Source organism: Pseudomonas fluorescens HK44 (genome assembly GCF_000217955.3).
GTDB lineage: Bacteria > Pseudomonadota > Gammaproteobacteria > Pseudomonadales > Pseudomonadaceae > Aquipseudomonas > Aquipseudomonas fluorescens_AQ.
On sequence record NZ_AFOY02000017.1, the window covers coordinates 1 to 20,574 of the forward strand.

Sequence of the window (20,574 nt, forward strand, 5' to 3'; positions counted from 1 at the left end):
GAAAGACGAAAAGCACCGGATCGAACACCGCCACTTTGATATCCAGCTCCACCAGTGCGGCTAGGCCGTCAATGGATTTTCGAAAGTCTACGGGTTTAGGGTAGAGGTACACTTTTTCAACTTTGGCATCGGGACGCATCATGGCCGCTGGCTTCTGAAAGAGATCGGGAGCACAGCATCAGGCATCAAATCGCGGCTTTGAATGTGGGGTTCGTGGAGCGGTTACGAATAATCAAGAGTAGACGTTGATAGCTGTCTACGGAACCATGGGGGCGGGTGATCTCTTCAGTCACCCGACCTCATAGGGTAGGAAGATTAAGGGGCGCTGAGATGAGAACCACTGACTTCTGTTGTTCCATCAAGCGCTCTAACAGATACTAGCTTACAGTGTACGTTATGATTTGCCGGCTTAGGTCAAAAATGACGCTACGAAACTGGTCCCGAGATAGCAGTTTTTTCGTAATTCTCAATCCGTCTGAATTATTAGTCTTTTATAAATCGAGATGTTTTTTCCGCTGTCTTTTGCAAGCTGCTGAGCTTGATCAGCAGCTCTAGTCAGCTCGTCAAAACAAACACCATAGTCGGCGTCAACTACACCAATACTTGCTGTTGGGCAAGTCTCCAAATTGTTGCTATCTCCCCAAGCCAAGAAAACGGACTCGATTTCAGTTCTGATTTTTTCAGACAATCGTTCTGCTTCATTTCCTCTGAGTTCCGGCGCAATAATGACAAATTCATCACCACCGCGGCGATACACTTCGCCGGCCCCATAACAAACGGAGGAAATTATCCGACTTGCAATTTTTATAGCCTCGTCGCCACCTCCGTGGCCCAGACGTGTGTTCACATTCTTAAAGTTATCAAGATCCAGCTTAATTAAACTAAGCCCGCCTCCCGCTTCTCCAAGGCTTAGCAGGGACTTCAAGTCGACTTCCCAGTATCTTTGATCCCACACCAATTTGAATGGGTCTAATGTTCGCCACTGCCGTAATAAGTTATACTTTGGATTGCTTCGCTCCCACTTTCTCATCTTCCAGAAAACAGGGTCATCTTCGATGTTTTCAAGCGCATAACTTAGCTCAAGCATTTTGGATAGTTCGACGCTTGATACAACGGAGTCTGGACTTAACCCATGTGGCCGATAGCGCTGGATAGCTGTTGCGACTACACTCATCGCAAGTTCTCCATCGCAGTGAAGCAGGAGTTCTCGAAGCGTTTTTCTACTATCCTCCTCAAATAATAATTGTATTTTCCTAAGGGCTTCAATGCTTGTAACATTTACAATAGAATCTTCAAGTAACGCTAGCAGATTCCAATCGATTAAATTTAACACACTCCCTGTATTGAGCGGGGAGAGCGTTGCAGTAGCTACGCGCTCTAGAGCGCATGCAAGTGCCACACAACGAATTGCGAGTGAACCTATCTCTTTTTCACAACACTGGTACCAAGTTCGACCAGTCGCATTTGTGATAGCGCGCTCAAAATTAGATGAGCAAATTAGTAAAGAAGAAGTATCTCCCAGTGAAGGAGAAAATTGAAATGAGGCTAAATCTGCGGCAACTCTTGCACTTCTAACCGCCGCTGCTAATCCGGAGACACCTCTCCGTGTTGCAGAGGATAATATTTCTATTGCCATGGCGGGACTGGGTATGACTCGGGCATTTTTATGAACTAAAGAATCATAGAAACGCCCCTCAGGCTCATGGTCAACCAATAGGATCGCACCGGCCGTCTCGCTTCTTATCATACTTACTAAATTAACTAGCACAGGTATGTCGATATATTCTCTCATCGCCGCCCCATCACTTCTTCAACGCTGGGGCCAAACAGTTCTTTTGTTAAATCCCAGTGATTACCTATTAGCACTGGCGAGTGTGTAGCGACTATCCCGTAGGATTCGGTAAGATTTAGAATCCCCATAAGGTCTTCCAAGAAACTAGCCTGCCATGCAACATGCAGTGAGATTTCTGGTTCGTCAACTAACACAAGTCCATTTTTTGGAACTCTAAAAAGCAGCTCATAGAGCAAAACCAATTCGTGCTGTTCGCCAGAAGAAAGATCGCTAATGTCAATGGGGGAGCCATTTAGCGATTTAAATCGAAATCCCTCAATTCTGTTGAGAGTTAGACGCTTATATTTGAATCGAGCATTTACGATATCCATTAGTCGGCCAACTCGATCCGACAATACATCAAAAACATTAAGCTTTTGCTTGATGTCGTCTACATATATAGTTAGGGCGGCTGCCGAGCGGCGGACATCTTCTTCACTAATATCTCTAAGTTCAGTCTCGCTATCCAAGAAGCCAAGAGCAACCAAGCGTTGACGTTTCAGTTCGATTTCTGACATGGATGCGAGAATACTTTTCTCCGATAGGGAGCTTTCTTCATCTCTTACGAATTTTACCAGCCTAGCTGGAAAGGTCCTGTCTCGCTCTTGGGAATGTTTAGCATAATCAGCTAGGGCAGTTTTGATACGGGTAACAATGTCGGCTGAATATTGATGTACGCGGAGGTCTTCCTCCTTAGGTTGATCATCCTCATCGAAAGCGTTAAATGTATTATGATCCGATTGCTCTCGCTCTGCATAAAGTCTTTTTGTTTCAACAAAAAAAATCTCCATATCAGTTACAAATGGAGAAAACACATTAACATTAAAACTATCTGGCAAGTGTTTTGATATATAGGGGAATAGCTCTATTATTTCGTTGATATAATAGATTTTTCTTCCGCCTTTCGACCACCCCCCAAGTTTTCGATGGTAGGGTCCAGGTATTAAGTTGTCAATTGAATCAAGAAGCTCAGAGGGCGTCTCTTGTAATAAACTACCCCCGCACTCTAGAGGTTCACCCTGTGGGTCTGTAATTGATATTTCTAATTTTGAGCTAGCTCTATCGTGATTGCTTTTTTGGTTGGCTTGCTTGGTAATTGTTATAGTTGTCCCATCTTCACGAGTGGCTTTAAATTCATGAAAAGGTACTTTTTCGAATATGGCGATTTTCCCGCTTATTAATGAGGCAACCATTTTTAGCAACATGGTTTTGCCAACGCCGTTTGCCCCATGAATGATTGTCACATTACCATTATTCGACAATGGAATTGTATGATCAAATATTCCAAATAATTTACTTATCTCGATTTGTGTTAGGCGCATTTCTTTTCGTCCATGTCATGTTGGCTATTGTCATGTGCGGTTGCAGTATGTACGTGAGAAGTCGCATGTCCGAACTGCCTGCAATCCTGATGCTATCAATTTGCCGCCACTGGGTCTATTTCTCGGTGTTTCCAATGCTGATTATTGGTCAAGGCCTACGACGCTCGTTTCGAGTCGTCTGTCGTTTTTTGCCAGCAATTCGGAAGCCATGCGCGCCCCCAGCAAATGCTGTTGAATCTTACCAATTTGCTCTTCAGCTGTTCCTGCGAAAGCCGTGAAAATGAGCGAAACCACAAGGTTCCTATAGGTAAATGCTACTTATTCAACTTCCATTATTGGCTTAAATGGGCTTCTTAAACATCCGCTTCTGGCCGTTCTCTGCAAGTCGTCGCTCCGCGTGTGCTGGTCAAGTCGAATGCAAACGGTTGGTCAGCACGAATGCAATTGACTGGTCCGTGGCAATGCAAATGGGTGGTCAAGTCCATGCAATTACGCAACTTATAATCTATGCTGCGGCGGATAGCGGAGGGGGGTAAACGACAACCGAAGTCGCGGCGCTCCTGGGCGTGTATCGTGTAACCTTGTACCGCCCGCTCAACAAAGAGGATGGCACCAGATGAAAGGCCGACCACACGACGAGGCAATGGCCGAGCAGTTTCACGCCGATCCGGACTATGCGGCCGAGCTGCTGATTGAAGTGCGCCGTAACGGCGACTCGGCCGAGCTGGCCATCCTATTGCGACAGATGGCCAAGGCGTTCGGGCAGGATGAGGGGTGGAGTCTTGCCGATGCAGAGCGCAAGCTATCGTCTACATAACAGGATATGGCACATTTCATGGCATTGAGAGAATTTCGTGCCATAAGTCAATGATATTCATGGGTTTTTATCTATTGTTTACAATCGAGTGGGAGTGATCCCGGTTTTAACTGATCGTCCGTAACACCTGAAAGGCCCCGTGAACGCGAGTTCACGGGGCCTTTTGCGTATCAGGTGCCCGCCACCTGGACCTGTTTGAGCCCAATGAGCCTTAATGCCGCCGAGAACTCCGCAATGTTGGGGTAGCGTCGGCCACTGATGGCCGGCCATGTGGGGCGCTCAACGTAGAACGAGCCATGGTCGCGCTGTATCAGTGTGCGAACGATAGAGCCGTCGCTGCTGCGATGAATGAGCGTGGCCCGTTTATCGATATTCATCACCGTGTAATCACCGGTATTGCGCAGACCTTTTTCCAGATTTTCGGCCAGCGCAACACTGGGCGGTGTATCCAGTTGCAGGCGCAGATCACCTTTGACGCTGGCCAGCGGCCGGCCGAAGTTATCGGTTGGAATACGCCCCGGGTCCACTTCGATGCCCCTCGCCGTACCGGCATCGGTGCTTTCTATGCGCAAACTGATGCCTCCCTCCAGTTCGCTGACACCCGGCACGCCTTCCCATGTGCTGGCGTGACTGTCTCCCATCAATGCAACCCAGCGATGAGCACCTCGGGCAGCCTGATCGGCGCTGATGGTCTCGTGGGCAAAGAAATTCATCATCCGCTGGCGAAAGTTACTTTCGACACCGGTCATTCCCGTGCTCCTGTAGCTGGCCATGCAATCGATGGCCTGGATCCGGATATGGCTTTTGCGGGCGGCCTTGACCACTTCCAGAAACGTGAACTGACCACTGGGGTCGGTGCCGTGCCCTCGATCCTGAGTTCTCAGGTAGCTCTCGAGATCTTCGGACAAGGTGCCCGTCCGGTTGAAGATGTCCAGGTCGGCCTGATGGAAGTCGCTCAGCAAATGCTCCATGTAGAGCGTCTTGACCTTTTGTTTGCTCAGCACCTCCATGTTTTCGATCAGGAACTGTTTGCTGGCAACGCTTGAATGGCTCTCACCCACCACCAGCCCCGATATCAGGCGATACAGTTTCTTGATGATGTCCTTGCTGGGCAGGTGGGCTGGCAGGGAAGGGATCTCGGGCCTGGCTGGCAGAGTGTTTGATTCGAAGAAAGCCGTAGCGTCCCGGTATAGGGTTTGCCGCATGGCCTTGAAGTCGGCAACGGGATTACTGCCGTCAGGCTTGGGCAGGCTGGCGGTGTAGTCTTTGAGGTCGTATTTGCTTCCAGCCCCTCGGGCGAGCTCTTTGAGCTGTTCGCGCGAGGCCTGCGGCATATCGTATGCGCTGGGCGGGCTGTCGATGTCCGGCAGCGGTGTGCTATCACGGCCCCACGGCCATAACCCATCGAATTTGCCACCGCCGAACAGGCCCGGACGGTTGATGGGTTGCCATTCTCCGGCCGCGTCCAGGCGAACGGGCAGGCTGCGATAAAACGAGTAGGGGTTGGCCGGGTCAATGATGACCCAGGTTTTCAATGCCTCGACGTAGCGTACAAGGTAATAACTGTCGTTGATTAGCACATAGTTGCCGCCGCTTGGCGGCTGATAAATACCGGCGAACTTGCCTTCCTCGCTGATGGGCGACAAGCCATCCAGCACTTCATTGGTTTCGAAGGATGAGAGCAGCTCCGCGCCTTGCTCCGCATAGGCCGGGCCGGGGGCGAATCGGGCAATGGGGGGTATGCCTGAAGGGTGGGTGGGTCCTTCATCGACAGGTTCGGTGACGCTTTCCTGTGGACTGAAGGTTTCGCTGGCTTCACCTACTTCGGCAAGCTCCGTTGCGCCACGCAGGAAAGGCAGGTTGAACAGGGTTTCGATACCGCTGGAGATGGCCCCAACGACTCCCGCCTTGCGCTCGGCCTTGGTACTGCCGTTGATCGCCTGGTCAATGTTCAACCCCATATCGGCAATGCCGGCGCCAACGGCAGCCAGTGCCACCGGCCAGCCAAGACCGGCCATGGAGCCGAAGAGGTGAACAAACGCGTTCAGATAGCCAATCCACAGCTTTTTTCGCAGTTGTCCGTTGGAATGCAGGGACAGGTCCGCATCGCTGTACATGCGAGCCTTCACCGAGTCTCGCAACCAGCTGAAAACATCGCCGGTAATCGGCTCGGCGTTTTGGTTGATCAGGTGATGGTCGTAGGCGCCCCATGTGGTGTAGAGCAGGTCGATCGTGGCGTTCAGACCGATTTTGCCGTTGTCCTGCTGTTGGGCGGACAACGGAAAATGGCTCATGAATCGCGCCCGGTTTTCCGCAAAGTTGTTTTGCAGCAGTAGCCACCAATGGAAATCGAGCAGGGTGGTGAAGATGTGAAATGTTTGGGTTTCACCTGGTGTGTAAAGAATGTTCACGCCGTTGCGGTCGGTAATGCAGAGGATGTCGGTGGCCTGATAACCCCCGATATCCAGGGCACACACACGTAACCCGTCCACAGGGTGTGCCTGCGTTTGCAGCATGTCGAGGCTGACCGGCCAGGAGACATTGCCGGCCACGGCTTTGATCACGGTCTTGAGGTTTTCGTTGTTCAGCCGAGCCCCATCGTGTTCGTCGAGTGCCTGCACCAGGAAATTGAGTTTGGCCAGGGTACGGAAGTCGTCCGAATGGAGTGGCCAGAAACGCTCCATTTTTTCTCGGTAGGACTGGCTGAAGTTGAGGGCCCAGAAGTCCTTCAAGACGTCCCTGGGGTACATTCGCACTTCGTTGGTTTCGTTGAAAATGGAGGCGTGCGGGCCTTCGTTATAGAAGCCGCCGTCGCCGTCCGGCATGCCAGGGTCTTCCTGATCGCTGAGGCGGAATCGCTGGACGACCAGTTGCGGCAAGGTCAACGACTCACTGGGTTTCGGATAACGCTCCCAGCCCAGAAAAGCCTTGGGGCTGCTGACCGATACGTTATCGAAACGGTGCCACCAGACCTTGTCCGGGTCGATGCCTGTGATTCCGTGTTTGTCGAGTATGCCCTTTGCAACTTCGTGGGCCATCGCATGCATGTCGGGGCAGGCCTCGGTAAAAGGCACTACCAGTGCTTTTAGAGATCGCTCGTCGGCTGGGTTCGGGAGGAGGGACGGGGAAATTGATTCAGGCGTGTGCACTTCTCGCTCCTTGAGAAATGGGGGTAAGAGACGAGGAACTATGACAACCAGACCCGTTTGAATCTGTAGGAGCGGGAGCTATCGGGTTTTGGTCTTGATCGACGAACCCTGTAAGAAAAGAGTGTCTTCGAACTTGGCTGCAGGCGCCGAGTCAGCGCCGCGCCACATCCGAAAAGTAGAACTTGTCCAGGGTATGCCGTGATTCGGTGTATTCGAACTGGCGACCATCCTGCAAAAAGGTCTGGTTGCTGACCACGATCACATGGCTCTGGCCGTCGAGGTCCAGGTGCTGCTGGTCATCCTTGCTGCGCGGCACCGCTTCGATGGTGCGTTGGGCGTAGGCGATTTGCAGTTGCAGGGTCTGCTCGATGAAGGCGTAGATCGAGTGCTCGGCGATCTCGCGGTTCAGCCCCGGAATGAGCTCGGCGACAAAGTGGTTGATGTCCAGGATGACCCTTTTGCCATCGATTCGCCGTACGCGCTTGATCCGCGTGATCAGGCTGCCTTCTTCGGCTTTCAGGTGTTCGAGCAAGGCGCCTTGCAGGGGGATCTGCTCGAACTCCACCACCTCGGTGCTGACGTCGTTGCCCAGCCTTGGGTAGGTTTCCTGAAAACTGACGATACCGCCGAGCTGGAATTCGATCGGGTTGGTCGACAGTACGAACGTGCCTTTACCGTGGATTTTCTGGGCGAAGCCGCGTTCCTGAAGCAGTTCGATAGCCTTGCGCACGGTGCCGCGACTGGCCTGGTAGCTGTCCATCAATTCGGTTTCGGAAGGCAACCGGGCGCCGCGTTCCAGACGTTCGGTGGTGATGCTGGCAAGCAGATCGCTGTAGATCTGGTTGTATTTGCTCATAGGGATGGCTGCGTTGTGCTCAAGGCAGGAACCTTAAGGGCAGAGGTGGGGTTTGTCCATTTAGCGTTGAAATCCTCACCCGTGGGAAATAGGGCCACTGGTCGGCTTGTGATTAAACAAATTCAAACTCGTCTGTACGAGTTATTGCAATAACTCGTACAGACGAGTACTTTTCGCTTCGGCATGCTGCCAACAACAAAAAACACGGTGGATGAAAAAGCATGAGCCACGATTACGCGACTATCGCCAGCGAGCTGCTTCATAGCCTCGGTGGCGCTGACAACCTCGAACAGGCCGCGCATTGCGTTACGCGTCTGCGTCTGGCCCTCAAAGACCCGCAGCGGGTCGACAGCGCGACGCTGAACCAGATCGACCTGGTCAAAGGTTCGTTTTTCACCGGTGGCCTGTTTCAGGTGGTCATCGGTCCCGGCGAGGTCGAGAAGGTCTACGCCGCACTGCGCGAGCAGACCGGTCTCGCTGCTTCGACCATCGCCGATGTGAAACAAAAGGGCGCCGACAAGACCAATGCCATGCAGCGTCTGGTGCGGGTGTTCTCCGATGTGTTCATGCCGATTCTGCCGGCACTGATCATTGCCGGCCTGCTGATGGGCGTGAACAACCTGATCGGCGCCAAAGGCATGTTCATCGAAGGCAAGACCCTGCTTGAGGCCTACCCGACGCTGGACGGTGTCTGGAGCCTGATCAATCTGATGGCCAACACCTCGTTCGTGTTCCTCCCGGCGCTGGTCGGCTGGTCGGCGGCCAAGCGTTTTGGCGGCAGTGAAATCCTCGGCATCGTGCTCGGCCTGATGCTGGTTCACCCGGACCTGCTGAACGCCTGGAACTACGGCAAAGCGGTGGCCGGGCTGGATGGCCAGAGCCTGCCGTACTTCGATATTTTCGGCTGGTTCAAGATCGAGAAGGTTGGCTATCAGGGCCAGATCCTGCCGATCCTGATGGCCGCCTACGTCATGAGCGTCATTGAAAAATGGCTGCGGGCACGCGTGCCGAATGCCATTCAACTGTTGGTCGTGCCAATCACCACCATCGTCGTGACCGGGGTGTTGGCGCTGGCGGTGATCGGTCCGGTGACCCGTCACCTGGGGATTCTGATCACCGAAGGCGTGGTGACCTTGTTCGACCTGGCGCCGATGGTCGGCGGGGCTATTTTCGGTCTGCTGTATGCGCCGCTGGTGATCACCGGCATGCACCACATGTTCCTCGCGGTGGATTTGCAGTTGATCTCGACCCAGGGCGGCACGTTTATCTGGCCGATGATTGTCATGTCCAACCTTGCACAAGGCAGCGCGGCGCTCGGGGTGTTCTACATGACCCGCAGTGCGCGGGATAAAAGCATGGCCTCGACCTCGGCGATTTCCGCCTATTTCGGCATCACGGAACCTGCGATGTTCGGCGTCAACCTGCGCTACAAGTTTCCGTTCTACGCCGCGTTGATGGGCTCGGCGCTGGGCTGCATGTTCCTGTCGCTGAACAAGGTTCAGGCCTCGGCGATCGGTGTCGGCGGCTTGCCCGGTTTCATCTCGATCATCCCGCAGTTCATTCCGATGTTCGTGGTCGGGATGGTCATCGCCATGGTCGTGCCGTTCGTGTTGACCTGTGGCTTGAGCATGAAAATCGTTCGAGCGGGATATCGAGTGGCTTAACAGGCTGAGCACACCTGTGGCGAGGGAGCTTGCTCCCGTTCGGCTGCGAAGCAGTCGTAAAACCGGCGGATGCGGTGTGCTTGGCTAAATGCATTTACACGTTTTTGGGGCCGCTTCGCGGCCCAGCGGGAGCAAGCTCCCTCGCCACAAAAGAACAATGCTCAGCGCATAAATTCATTGAAGGAATCCGCCATGCAAGACTGGCAGCGTTCGGTGATCTACCAGATCTACCCGAAGAGTTTTCACAGCCACGCCGGCAACCCCACGGGCGATTTGCTCGGGGTGGTGGCCAAGCTCGATTACCTGCAATGGCTGGGTGTCGACTGCCTGTGGATCACCCCGTTCCTGCGGTCGCCGCAACGCGACAACGGCTACGACATCAGCGACTACTACGCTATCGACCCGAGCTACGGGACCATGGCCGATTGCGAGCTGTTGATTGCCGAGGCCGGCAAGCGCGGGATCAAGCTGATGCTCGATATCGTGGTCAACCACACCTCCATCGAGCACACCTGGTTCCAGCAAGCGCGCAGCAGCCTCGATAACCCGCACCGTGACTTCTACATCTGGCGCGATCAACCGAACAACTGGGAGTCCAAGTTCGGCGGTTCGGCCTGGGAGTACGAGGCGCAAACCGGGCAGTACTTTTTGCACTTGTTCGACCACACCCAGGCCGACCTGAACTGGGACAACCCGCAGGTGCGCGCGGAAGTCTTCAAGCTGATGCGCTTCTGGCGTGACAAAGGCGTGGGTGGTTTCCGTCTGGACGTGATCAACCTGATCTCCAAACCGGCGGACTTCCCCGAAGACAACACCGATGGCCGACGCTTCTACACCGACGGCCCGAACGTGCACGAGTATTTGCAGGAAATGCACCGCGAAGTGTTCGAAGGCCATGACCTGATCAACGTCGGCGAGATGTCTTCCACCAGCCTTGAGCACTGCATCCGCTATTCGCGACCGGACTCGAAAGAGCTGTCGATGACCTTCAATTTCCATCACCTGAAAGTCGATTACCCCAACCAGCAGAAATGGGTGCGCGCCGATTTCGACTTCCTCGAACTCAAGCGCATCCTTTCCGACTGGCAGACCGGGATGCAGGCCGGTGGTGGCTGGAATGCGCTGTTCTGGTGTAACCACGATCAGCCGCGCGTGGTGTCGCGGTTTGGCGATGACGGCGAACATCGGGTGGTCTCGGCGAAGATGCTCGGCACCGCGCTGCACTTTTTGCAGGGCACCCCGTTCATCTATCAGGGTGAAGAGTTGGGCATGACCAACCCGGGCTTCGAGCGCATCGAGCAGTACCGGGATGTCGAAACCCTGAACATCTATCGTCTCAAGCGCGAGGCGGGCGAGTCCGAGGCATCGAGCATGGCCGCAATCATGCAAAAGTCCCGCGACAACAGTCGCACTCCCATGCAGTGGAGCGCGCAACCCAATGCCGGTTTCAGCAGCAGCGAGCCGTGGATCGGCGTGCCGGCCAATGCCACGCGGATCAACGTCGAAAACCAGCTCGACGACACGACTTCGGTGCTGCACCACTATCGCCGGCTGATTGCCTTGCGCCGCAGCGAACCGCTGATCCAGGACGGCATGTATCGCCAGCTCTTGCCCACGCACAAACAGGTCTGGGCGTACCTGCGTGAAGGCTGCGGCGAGCGGCTGTTGGTGGTGAATAACTTCTATGGCACGGCGTGTGAAGTCGAGCTGCCGGAACAGGTGATCACCGACGGCATGGTGCAACGCCTGGTGATCAGCAACTACCCGGACGGTGAGGTGCGCAAGCGGCAGCTGTTCCTGCGGCCCTACGAGTCGTTCGTTCTGCACCTGACCGACCACTAAACAACACGCTTTCAAACAACTCGCAGGGCACTGCGCGGGGGCTTTTTGCGCGCGGGTTTTGCCGGATGAGCACAATAAAAATAATGGGGTGGCTCTTGAAAACAACAATAAATCGCAGCCTTGCAGCGTCGTGCGTGTGCCTGGTGTTGCCGTTCTCGGCCCACGCTCTGGAGTTCGCCGGCTACCTGCGCAGCGGCGTCGGGACCACGGTCAATGGCGGCTCGCAATCGTGCTTCAAACTGCCCGGCGCAGAGTCGAAGTACCGCTTGGGTAACGAGTGCGAACAGTACGCGGAGCTGGAATTGCGTCAGAACCTGCTGACCCTCGATGACGGCTCGGTGCTCAGCGTCGATGGCATGGCTTCGCTGTACAACCAGTACGACCGCAACCTGACGTTCCAGGGTGACAACGGCTCGGTGCGAATGCCGCAGATGTATGCGCAATGGTCGAACCTGCCGAGCCTCAATGGCGGTTCGCTGTGGGCCGGTCGGCGCTACTACAAACGAAACGACATCCACATTTCCGACTTCTACTACTGGAACCAGAGCGCCACGGGCGGCGGTATCGAGGACGTGAAGATTGGCGACCTGAAATACAGCTACGCGTTTTCGCGCAAGGACAACCTGTACCAGAAGGACTACGTGACCCGGCAGGATTTCAACGTTTCAGGTTTTGATACCAACCCTGGTGGTGAGCTGGAGTTTGGCCTGAGCTACATCGACAAGCCCGACCGTCGCGACACGCATGCAGGCTGGGCGATCACCGCTCAACATGTGCAAAAAGACTTTTTGGGCGGCAAGAACAAACTGGCGCTGCAATACGGCGAAGGGCCCGGCACCGGTTTGGGCTACACCGGCGATGTGGGGTTGGACGACAGCAACAAGAGCTACCGGCTGGTGGAGTTTTTCGACTGGCAAGTGACACCGCGTTTTGGTGGCCAGGTCGAAGCGGTCTATCAGAAGGACATCCGCCCTGACGGTAACGGCCAGAACTGGATTTCCCTCGGCATTCGTCCGGCGTATGCGATCACCGATCAATTCAAACTGGTGACTGAGCTGGGGCACGATCAGGTCGAGGCCCCGGGCGGTACGCGCAAGCTGAGCAAGTTCACCTTTGCCCCGACCTGGTCGCCCAAAGGTCCGGGGTTCTGGGAACGTCCCGAGGTGCGTTTGTATTACACCTATGCCAGCTGGAACGAGGCGGCCAAGCGCGCGGCCAATGAACTGGCACAAGGTTCGGCGTTGTCCGATACCGGCGCGTTCGGCACGGCACTGCATGGCGCGAACGTCGGATTGCAGGTCGAGTACTGGTGGAAATAAGCGATGCTGTCGGGGCTCGCGCTCCATCGGCACTTCAAAGAACAAAACCGCAGGTGAAGTCATGACCCTAACCCAACCCTTGCAATTGCTGGCGCCGCTGTCCGGGGTGCTGATGCCACTTGATCACGTGCCGGATCCGGTGTTCGCCAGCCGGGTGATCGGCGACGGCCTGTGCATCGACCCGACGTCACAGGTCCTGTGCGCACCGTTGGCCGGCGTCGTCAGCAACCTTCAACACAGCGGCCATGCGATCAGCATCACCGATGACAGCGGTGTGCAGGTGTTGCTGCACATTGGCCTGGACACCGTGAACCTCGCGGGCCAGGGTTTTAGCGCCCTGGTCGAGCAGGGCCAGCGTGTCGAGGCCGGGCAGCCGTTGATCGAGTTCGACGCCGACTATATCGCCCTGCATGCCCGCAGCTTGTTGACCTTGATGCTGGTGGTCAGCGGTGAGCCTTTCAGTTTGCTGACACCCGACAGCGGTCTGGTGGCGTGCGCTCAACCGGTGTTGCGCCTGAGCCTGGGCGATCCGCGTTCCAGTGTGGCGCAGGAGGAGGGCCAAGCGCTGTTCTCCAAACCGGTTCACCTGCCTAACCCCAATGGCCTGCACGCACGGCCGGCGGCGATTTTTGCACAGGCAGCGAAAGGGTTTGCGGCGAGTATTTGCCTGCACAAGCAGCAGGACAGCGCCAACGCCAAGTCGCTGGTAGCGATCATGGCGTTGCAGACGGTGCATGGCGATGCGCTGCAGGTCAGCGCGGTGGGCGAAGATGCCGAATTGGCAATCAGCACGTTGGCCCAATTGCTGGCGGATGGTTGCGGTGAGGCGGTGACTTCGGTTGCGGTGGTAGCGCCAGTGGTGCAGGCACAGGAGGTATCGACGAAGCTGCTGCGCGGTGTTTGCGCTTCGGCGGGTTCGGCCTTCGGGTACGTGGTGCAAGTGGCTGAGCGCAGCCTGGAGATACCTGAGTTTGCCGCCGATCAACAGGCGGAGCGCGAGTCGCTGGAGCGTGCGCTGATGCAGGCGACGCAGGCGCTGCAACGCTTGCGTGACAACGCGGCCGGCGAGACGCAGGCGGACATCTTCAAGGCGCATCAGGAGTTGCTGGAAGACCCGAGCCTGCTGGAACAGGCCCAGGCCCTGATCGCTGAGGGCAAGAGCGCGGCATTTGCCTGGAACAGCGCCACCGAAGCCACCGCTACGCTGTTCAAGTCGCTGGGCAGCACGTTGCTCGCCGAGCGGGCGTTGGACCTGATGGATGTCGGCCAGCGTGTGCTCAAGCTGATTCTCGGAGTGCCGGACGGTGTCTGGGAGTTGCCGGATCAGGCGATTCTGATTGCCGAACAACTGACACCGTCGCAGACCGCCGCCCTGGATACCGACAAAGTGTTGGGGTTCGCCACCGTAGGCGGAGGTGCGACCAGCCATGTAGCGATACTCGCCCGGGCCCTGGGGTTGCCCGCGGTGTGTGGTTTGCCGCTGCAAGTGCTGTCACTGGCCAGTGGCACGCGGGTGTTGCTCGATGCCGACAAGGGCGAATTGCACCTGGACCCGGCGGTGTCGGTCATCGAGCAGTTGCACGCCAAGCGTCAGCAGCAACGCCAGCGTCATCAACACGAACTGGAACACGCTGCACGGGCGGCCATCACCCGCGACGGTCATCACTTCGAAGTCACGGCCAACGTTGCTTCGCTGGCCGAAACCGAGCAGGCCATGAGCCTCGGGGCTGAAGGTGTCGGCCTGTTGCGTTCGGAGTTTTTGTATCAGCAGCGCAGTGTGGCGCCGAGTCACGATGAACAGGCCGGCACCTACAGCGCCATCGCCCGCGCACTGGGCCCGCAACGCAATCTGGTGGTGCGCACGCTGGATGTCGGCGGCGATAAACCCTTGGCCTACGTGCCGATGGACAGCGAGGCCAATCCGTTTCTGGGGATGCGCGGGATTCGCTTGTGCCTGGAGCGTCCGCAACTGCTGCGCGAGCAGTTCAGGGCGATTCTGAGCAGCGCCGGGCTGGCCCGTCTGCACATCATGCTGCCGATGGTCAGCCAGTTGTCGGAGCTGCGCCTGGCGCGGCTGATGCTCGAAGAAGAGGCGCTGGCGCTGGGGCTCACGGAGCTGCCGAAACTCGGCATCATGATCGAGGTCCCGGCAGCAGCGCTGATGGCGGACCTGTTTGCGCCTGAAGTGGATTTCTTTTCCATCGGCACCAACGACCTGACCCAGTACACCCTGGCCATGGACCGCGATCACCCGCGATTGGCCAGTCAGGCTGACAGCTTTCACCCTTCGGTGCTGCGCCTGATCGCCAGCACCGTGAAGGCCGCCCATGCCCATGGCAAGTGGGTCGGGGTGTGTGGCGCGCTGGCGTCGGAGACGTTGGCGGTGCCGCTGTTGCTGGGGCTTGGCGTGGATGAGCTGTCGGTCAGCGTGCCGCTGATTCCGGCGATCAAGGCGGCGATTCGCGAGGTCGAGCTCAGCGACTGTCAGGCCATCGCGCATCAGGTGCTCGGGCTGGAAAGCGCCGAGCAGGTCCGCGAGGCCTTGAGCGTGCAGCAGCAGGCAATGGTCGAAACTTCACAGGTGTGGGAGAACTGAACATGTTCGAGAAAATGCAACGGGTGTTCTGGAAGGCATTGACCCCGGACCTGGTGGTGGATGAGGCGAAGAGGGTTGCCCAACCTGTCTCTGGCTTGGCTGCGAATGTGGTGGCCGCGCTGGGCGGGGCGAGCAACCTCAAGTCGCAACAGCGGGTGGCCCTGACGCGGGTGCGGGTGGAGTTGAAAGACAGCGCGCTGCTGGACGCGACGGCCTTGCGCGCCGCGGGTGTACCGGGGGTGATGACGTTGGCGGGCGGGGTGGTGCATTTGATCACAGGATTGGAAACGTAACCGAATCCTGTGGCGAGGGAGCTTGCTCCCGCTGGGGCGCGAAGCGGCCCTAATACCTGAAACCGCATTCCGTCAGACACCGCGCGCAGGATGGTTTTACGACTGCTTCGCACTCGAGCGGGAGCAAGCTCCCTCGCCACGGGTGATGTGCGTCCCTTTGTTGCCCTTACTGTTTCTCAACCGCAGGTGTATCGTATTCGCCTTTTGCGGGCGCAGGCCTGCCGCTGATACGTGAGGTTGTTGAGTTCATGTCCTTTACCCGTCGACAAATACTGGGTGGTCTGGCCGGTTTGGCAGTGGTGGGCGTCGGGGCCGGTGGTGCATCGCGTTACTGGCTGGGGAAAATGGCCAACGCCAGCGCGGGTCATGACTACGAGCTGATCGCCGCGCCACTGGATGTCGAGCTGGTGCCGGGGCACAAAACCGAGGCCTGGGCCTTTGGTCCGTCGGCGCCGGGCACGGAACTGCGCGTGCGCCAGGGCGAATGGCTGCGGGTGCGCTTCATCAACCACCTGCCGGTGCCCACCACCATTCACTGGCACGGCATCCGTTTGCCGCTGGAGATGGACGGCGTGCCGTACGTCTCCCAATTGCCGGTGTTGCCGGGCGAGTATTTCGACTACAAATTCCGCGTGCCGGACGCTGGCAGCTACTGGTATCACCCGCATGTGAACAGCAGCGAAGAGCTGGGGCGCGGGCTGGTCGGGCCGCTGATCATCGAAGAACGCGAACCCACCGGTTTCCACTACGAGAAGACCCTCAGCCTGAAAAGCTGGCACGTCGATGAAGAGGGCGCGTTCGTGCCGTTCAGCGTTCCTCGTGAAGCGGCGCGCGGCGGCACGGCCGGGCGTCTGGCGACCATCAATGGCGTGCCACTGCCGGTGATCGACTTGCCGGCCGGGCAGATCACTCGGGTACGCTTGTTGAATCTCGACAACACCCTGACTTACCGCCTCAACATTCCGGGCGTCGAAGCGCAGATCTACGCACTCGACGGCAACCCGATCGAGCCGCGGCCATTGGGCAAGGAATACTGGCTGGGCCCCGGCATGCGCATTTGCCTGGCGATCAAGGCACCAAAGGCGGGTGAAGAATTGTCGCTGCGTAACGGGCCGGTGCGCATTGGCACGTTGCGTTCGGTGGTCAACAATGACGCGCCAACCCAGTGGCCACCCGCGCTGCCGGCCAACCCGATTGCCGAACCGGACCTGGCCAATGCCGAGAAGCTCAACTTCAATTTCGAGTGGGTTGGATCGGTGTCGGTGAACGTCGATAATGGCAAGCCGCCGAGCCTCTGGCAGATCAATGGCAAGGCCTGGGACATCACCGACAAAACCTGCGCCGACCGCCCGATTGCTAAGCTTGCGAAAGGCAAAAGCTACATTTTCGAATTGAAGAACATGACCCAGTATCAGCACCCGGTTCACTTGCACGGCATGAGCTTCAAGGTCATTGCCTCGAACCGCAAAAAGATCATCCCGTACTTCACCGACACCTACCTGCTGGGCAAGAACGAACGCGCCCAGGTAGCGCTGGTGGCGGATAACCCGGGGGTGTGGATGTTCCACTGCCATGTGATCGACCATATGGAAACCGGCCTGATGGCCGCCATCGAGGTGGCCTGATGCGTCAGATACGCCCCGCGAAAATCATCGACCGTAGCCGCGATCAGGACTTCATGCGTGAAGCCCTGGCGCTGGCTGCGCAAGGGGCAGCCCTCGGCGAAGTGCCGGTGGGCGCGGTGCTGGTGCAGGACGGTGAAATCATCGGCCGCGGCTTCAATTGCCCGATCAGCGGCAGCGATCCGAGCGCCCACGCCGAGATGGTCGCGATCCGTGCTGCGGCGCAGGCCGTGAGCAACTATCGTCTGCCGGGCAGCACGCTGTACGTCACGCTGGAACCGTGCAGCATGTGCGCCGGTTTGATCGTGCATTCACGGATTGCGCGGGTGGTTTATGGGGCGCTGGAACCCAAGGCCGGGATCGTGCAAAGCCAGGGGCAGTTCTTCACCCAGGGCTTTCTCAACCACCGGGTGTTGGTTGAAGGCGGGGTATTGGCTGACGAGTGCGGGGCGGTGTTGAGCGAGTTTTTCAAGGCCCGACGCGCCAAGCCAGCAGACTAAACACAGAACCAATGTGGGAGAACCAATGTGGGAGCGGGCTTTTGTGGCGAGGGAGCTTGCTCCCGCTGGGGCGCGAAGCGGCCCTAAAAACAGTCAATGCGTTTTTAGCTGGATAGACCCTTTGCGAGTGCTATGCACTCGAGCGGGAGCAAGCTCCCTCGCCACAGGTGTGCAGCGTTATTTTTTGGCCACGATCACCGCGCGCATCGGTGCCGGCAAACCTTCAATGGTCTTGCTGTGGTCCTCGGGGTCGAGGAAGTCGCTCAGCGACTGATACTTCATCCACTCGGTCCCGCGTTGTTCTTCAACCGTGGTCACGCTGACATCCACGCAGCGCACATCGCTGAATCCGGCACGGCGCAGCCAGAGCATCAGCGCCGGCACCGACGGCAGGAACCAGACGTTGCGCATCTGCGCATAACGGTCTTCCGGCACCAGCACCTGCTGCTCATCGCCTTCGATCACCAGCGTTTCCAGCACCAGCTCACCGCCCTTGACCAGGCAATCCTTCAGCGCCAGCAAATGCTCGATTGGCGAGCGGCGGTGGTAGAACACGCCCATCGAGAACACGGTGTCGAAGCCTTCGAGGTTGGGAGGAAGGTCCTCAAAGGGAAACGGCAGGTGCCAGGCATTGGGCTCGGACAGGTAACGTTGCACCGCCTGGAACTGGCAGAAAAACAGCCAGTTCGGGTCAACGCCGATCACGCTGTCGGCCCCCGCGCCGAGCATGCGCCACATGTAGTAGCCGTTGCCGCAGCCGACGTCGAGGATGCGTTTACCTTTGAGGTCCAGGTGCGGGGCGACCCGCGACCACTTCCAGTCCGAGCGCCATTCGGTGTCGACGTGTACGCCGAACAGGTCGAACGGGCCTTTGCGCCAAGGCGATAACCCCATCAATGCGGTGCGCATTTGCGCGCGGGTTTCATCGTCGCAGTCAGTGTCGAGGGTCAGGCCGTTCAGCAGGTCGACTTCACTCGGCTGGAGCTTCGGCAAGGCGTCCAGCGCACTCTGCCAGCGCTCAAGGTCGCCATGACCTTTTTCCATTTTTACGTCGAGTTGCGCTTGCAGGGTGTTGGCCCAGTCGGCCAGCGGCGTGCCGGCCAGGCGGCGGGCGAGGGGAGACAGATCAATCATGGCAAGGCAATCAACGAGGCAAAGTTAAGACACTGGAACCACGGCACGACTTTCGAGAACCCGGCGGCCAGCAGGCGTTCGCGGTGTTCCTGGAGGCTGTCGGGCTTCATGACGTTTTCGATGGCGCTGCGCTTCTGGGCGATTTCCAGTTCGCTGTAGCCGTTGGCGCGTTTGAAGGCGATGTGCAGGTCGGTGAGCAGCGCGTGTTCTTGCGCGTCTTCGAAGCGCAGCTTTTCCGAGAGGATCAACGCACCGCCCGGCAACAGCGACTGCCGAATGCGTGCGAGCAGTGCCAGGCGTTGGTCCGGGGCGATGAATTGCAGGGTGAAGTTCAGCGCTACCACCGAGGCCGGTTTGAACTCCAGCGCGAGAATGTCGCCTTCGATCACTTCAACCGGCAGCAACTCCTGGAACATCGAGTCCTGGCCGTTGAGGTATTCGCGGCAACGCTCGACCATCGCCGCCGAGTTATCCACCGCGATCACCCGGCAACCGTCGGTGCGCACATGACGGCGCAGGGCCTGGGTCACTGCGCCGAGCGACGAACCGAGGTCGTAGAGCACGCTACCCGGTTGGGCGAACTGCGCCGCGAGCACGCCGAGGTTTTCGACAATGGTCGGGTAACCCGGCACCGAGCGCTTGATCATGTCCGGGAACACCCGCACCACGTCCTCGTTAAAGGCGAAGTCGGGCACCTGGGCCAAAGGCTGGGCGAAAAGGCGATCGGATTCTTTGCTCACGGCGGTTCCAGCGGCGGATGTGGAAAAGGCCGGCATTTTAGCCAACTTGGCGCGTGGATGCGCGGGTTGTCTGATAAACCGCCTGGTTCACGCAATCTGTGCGGCGAGCGGGCTGTTGTGGCGAGGGAGCTTGCTCCCGTTGGAGTGCGTAGCACTCCCAAAACCTGCAATCGGGTTTTGTCAGGTACACCGCGTTCACCGGGTTTAGGGCCGCTTCGCAACCCAGCGGGAGCAAGCTCCCTCGCCACAGGGTTCAGCGTGGTTTCTGGGAGAACGCCGACGCGGTAATCCCCCATTGCCCCAGCCAGTAGCTGAGGATGATCACGTAGGGCCCAGCCTCGAACGGCACGACAAAACGGCTGATGCCGATCACGCTGTCGGAGAACACAAACGCCAGCGCGCCCCCGGCCGCCAACAGCGCCGAGCGCTTGGGCACGTCGCTGCCCAAACGGGCCAGGGCACGCCAAAGCATGGCGCTGATAGCCACGCCGTAAACGATCACCGGAACCAGCAACGGCCCCAGGCCATGGCTGATCAGGATTCCCAGCAGCACGGCACCGACGCCTAACGCGAAAATCAGCGGCCCCAGCGCCAGGCGTCGGCAATCACTCAAATAGGCTTTCAAGTACACCAGATGCGCCACCAGAAACGCGCCGAGGCCAAACACGAACAAATCCCCCGGCCACGCCAGCAGCACATCGCCGAGCAGGGAAAACATCAGGCCAAGGCTGATCCAGCGCCGATAGTCGTTGGGCGGCGCGTCGTGCAACCAGCCGAGCAGCGCCAACACGGGCAACGGTTTGACCAACAGGCACAGCAACGCGGCATGGACGCTCACTCCGTAAAGAAACGTCACCGCGCCCATCAGCGCCAGAATCAGCCAGCCCAC

At 57.7% G+C, this 20,574-nt stretch carries 16 protein-coding genes; 8 read left to right on the forward strand and 8 right to left on the reverse strand.

Annotated elements, in window-relative coordinates; genetic code table 11:
* From tnpB to HK44_RS20825, 3 genes are all read right to left on the reverse strand, one after another.
* A partial coding sequence (tnpB, locus tag HK44_RS20815) for an IS66 family insertion sequence element accessory protein TnpB (RefSeq protein ID WP_019689103.1) occupies nucleotides 1–142 on the reverse strand: 142 nt, incomplete at its 3' end.
* Nucleotides 143–466: 324 nt separating this feature from the next.
* Complete coding sequence (locus HK44_RS20820; protein WP_080690665.1) at nucleotides 467–1,792, reverse strand: GGDEF domain-containing protein; 1,326 nt, start codon at nucleotides 1,790–1,792, stop codon at nucleotides 467–469.
* A complete protein-coding gene (locus tag HK44_RS20825) occupies nucleotides 1,789–3,153 on the reverse strand; it encodes an AAA family ATPase (protein ID WP_019693442.1) in 1,365 nt (454 codons plus the stop codon). The genes HK44_RS20820 and HK44_RS20825 overlap by 4 nt, the downstream gene beginning before the upstream one ends.
* A 616-nt stretch (nucleotides 3,154–3,769) precedes the next feature.
* On the opposite strand from HK44_RS20825, the gene HK44_RS20830 reads away from it, so the two are divergent.
* The gene (locus tag HK44_RS20830; RefSeq protein ID WP_019693440.1) at nucleotides 3,770–3,970 is read left to right on the forward strand and encodes a hypothetical protein; all 201 of its coding nucleotides are present in this window, start codon (nucleotides 3,770–3,772) and stop codon (nucleotides 3,968–3,970) included.
* Between the two features lie 170 nt (nucleotides 3,971–4,140).
* On the opposite strand, the gene HK44_RS20835 is transcribed toward HK44_RS20830, so the two are convergent.
* Together HK44_RS20835 and treR are read right to left on the reverse strand one after the other, a co-directional pair.
* On the reverse strand, nucleotides 4,141–7,119 hold the full coding sequence (locus HK44_RS20835) for a membrane-targeted effector domain-containing toxin (protein ID WP_024265104.1): 2,979 nt from the start codon (nucleotides 7,117–7,119) through the stop codon (nucleotides 4,141–4,143).
* A gap of 151 nt (nucleotides 7,120–7,270) precedes the next feature.
* Nucleotides 7,271–7,975: a trehalose operon repressor gene (gene treR / locus HK44_RS20840; RefSeq protein WP_019693438.1), complete on the reverse strand. Its 705-nt coding sequence runs from the start codon at nucleotides 7,973–7,975 to the stop codon at nucleotides 7,271–7,273.
* A 221-nt stretch (nucleotides 7,976–8,196) separates the two neighbouring features.
* Between treR and treP the strand changes: the two genes are divergently transcribed.
* The 7 genes from treP to tadA all read left to right on the forward strand — a co-directional run bounded on the left by treP (nucleotide 8,197) and on the right by tadA (nucleotide 17,811).
* Nucleotides 8,197–9,639: a PTS system trehalose-specific EIIBC component gene (gene treP / locus HK44_RS20845; protein WP_019693437.1), complete on the forward strand. Its 1,443-nt coding sequence runs from the start codon at nucleotides 8,197–8,199 to the stop codon at nucleotides 9,637–9,639.
* A gap of 192 nt (nucleotides 9,640–9,831) precedes the next feature.
* Nucleotides 9,832–11,481, forward strand: a complete 1,650-nt coding sequence (treC, locus tag HK44_RS20850; protein ID WP_019693436.1) for an alpha,alpha-phosphotrehalase — start codon at nucleotides 9,832–9,834, stop codon at nucleotides 11,479–11,481.
* A 95-nt stretch (nucleotides 11,482–11,576) separates the two neighbouring features.
* Nucleotides 11,577–12,800 (forward strand): maltoporin, encoded by a 1,224-nt coding sequence (locus HK44_RS20855; protein ID WP_024265105.1) that lies wholly within the window; start codon nucleotides 11,577–11,579, stop codon nucleotides 12,798–12,800.
* A gap of 61 nt (nucleotides 12,801–12,861) precedes the next feature.
* Entirely contained in the window at nucleotides 12,862–15,396 is a 2,535-nt protein-coding gene (ptsP, locus tag HK44_RS20860; protein ID WP_019693434.1) for a phosphoenolpyruvate--protein phosphotransferase, read from the forward strand.
* Between the two features lie 2 nt (nucleotides 15,397–15,398).
* Nucleotides 15,399–15,689: a PTS transporter subunit EIIB gene (locus HK44_RS20865; RefSeq protein ID WP_019693433.1), complete on the forward strand. Its 291-nt coding sequence runs from the start codon at nucleotides 15,399–15,401 to the stop codon at nucleotides 15,687–15,689.
* Nucleotides 15,690–15,937: 248 nt separating this feature from the next.
* Complete coding sequence (locus HK44_RS20870; RefSeq protein ID WP_019693432.1) at nucleotides 15,938–17,314, forward strand: multicopper oxidase family protein; 1,377 nt, start codon at nucleotides 15,938–15,940, stop codon at nucleotides 17,312–17,314.
* Nucleotides 17,314–17,811, forward strand: coding sequence for a tRNA adenosine(34) deaminase TadA (gene tadA / locus HK44_RS20875; RefSeq protein WP_019693431.1), 498 nt, complete (start codon nucleotides 17,314–17,316; stop codon nucleotides 17,809–17,811). The genes HK44_RS20870 and tadA overlap by 1 nt, the downstream gene beginning before the upstream one ends.
* A 177-nt stretch (nucleotides 17,812–17,988) precedes the next feature.
* On the opposite strand, the gene cmoB is transcribed toward tadA, so the two are convergent.
* The 3 genes from cmoB to HK44_RS20890 all read right to left on the reverse strand — a co-directional run bounded on the left by cmoB (nucleotide 17,989) and on the right by HK44_RS20890 (nucleotide 20,574).
* Nucleotides 17,989–18,945 (reverse strand): tRNA 5-methoxyuridine(34)/uridine 5-oxyacetic acid(34) synthase CmoB, encoded by a 957-nt coding sequence (gene cmoB, locus HK44_RS20880; protein ID WP_019693430.1) that lies wholly within the window; start codon nucleotides 18,943–18,945, stop codon nucleotides 17,989–17,991.
* Nucleotides 18,942–19,721 (reverse strand): carboxy-S-adenosyl-L-methionine synthase CmoA, encoded by a 780-nt coding sequence (gene cmoA, locus HK44_RS20885; protein WP_177474908.1) that lies wholly within the window; start codon nucleotides 19,719–19,721, stop codon nucleotides 18,942–18,944. The genes cmoB and cmoA overlap by 4 nt, the downstream gene beginning before the upstream one ends.
* 217 nt (nucleotides 19,722–19,938) lie before the next feature.
* On the reverse strand, nucleotides 19,939–20,574 hold the full coding sequence (locus HK44_RS20890; RefSeq protein ID WP_019693428.1) for a lysoplasmalogenase: 636 nt from the start codon (nucleotides 20,572–20,574) through the stop codon (nucleotides 19,939–19,941).